Genomic DNA, 810 nt, shown 5'->3' with positions numbered 1-810 from the left:
CAAGCACTTCAGTCCCGGGCGCAGCGGCGCCGGCCACCTCGAACGCTGCTTGAGCGACCTCTGGACGTCCACGACGCTGGCCGCGGACGAGTCCGACGTCGCAGGTCTGCTCCGCGAGGTCGCGCGCGTGGCGAGGAAGCGACGCTTCGTCGTCGTGGTGTCCGACGAACCCACCGCCGGTCCGGAGCTCACGAGCGCGCTGCGTCGGCTCCGCGCTCAACACGAGGTCCTCGTGGTGGTGGTGGAGGGGATGATCGCCACCGAGGTGCGCGGCGCGGATGGGCCGTCGGTCCGAGATGTAGGCGTCTCGGGAGGCTTCCCGGGGTGGCTGAGGAACGACGCGGAGCTCGCCCGGCAGGCCGACGAGCTGCGCCGTTCCCAGCGCGAGCAGCTCGACGCCACGTTCGAACGCCTCCGGGTCGCGCATTGCCGCCTTGCGGGAGTCGACGAGACCGTCGGCGCGCTCCGTGATCTGTTCGAGAGGCACCGTCGTGTCGGCCGCCGGTGACGAGTCGGGAACCGTGGCATACGCGACGGGCTGGTGGTTCCTCGCCGGGGCCCTGCTCGTGATGGTGATCGCCTGGAACGTGGGCGTGCTGCTCTGGGGCCGCGGTGGGCGTAGCAGCGCCCCCGAGGCACGGCCCGAGCCGTTGTCCGTGCAGCAGTACCTGGAGCTGGTCGCCGGCGTGGAGGCCGAGCACGCGTCGGGGACCATCGGCGGTCGAGAGGCACACCACCGGCTCAGTGCGCTTGCCCGGCGCTACCTCGAGGACAGCTCTGGCCGGGCCTTCTCCTCGATGACCCTGGAGG

At 71.7% G+C, this 810-nt stretch carries 2 protein-coding genes; both read left to right on the top strand.

The window, feature by feature from the left end; genetic code table 11:
* On the top strand, positions 1–508 hold a 508-nt coding region (locus Q0L15_RS14840; protein ID WP_296605227.1), incomplete at its 5' end, for a hypothetical protein.
* A 13-nt stretch (positions 509–521) separates the two neighbouring features.
* On the top strand, positions 522–810 hold a 289-nt coding region (locus tag Q0L15_RS14835; RefSeq protein WP_296605226.1), incomplete at its 3' end, for a hypothetical protein.

This window comes from Nocardioides sp., from assembly GCF_024509035.1.
In the GTDB taxonomy this organism is placed as follows: domain Bacteria; phylum Actinomycetota; class Actinomycetes; order Propionibacteriales; family Nocardioidaceae; genus Nocardioides.
Note: the sequence above shows the minus strand (reverse complement) of the source record. Positions and strands in the feature narration are given on the sequence as shown.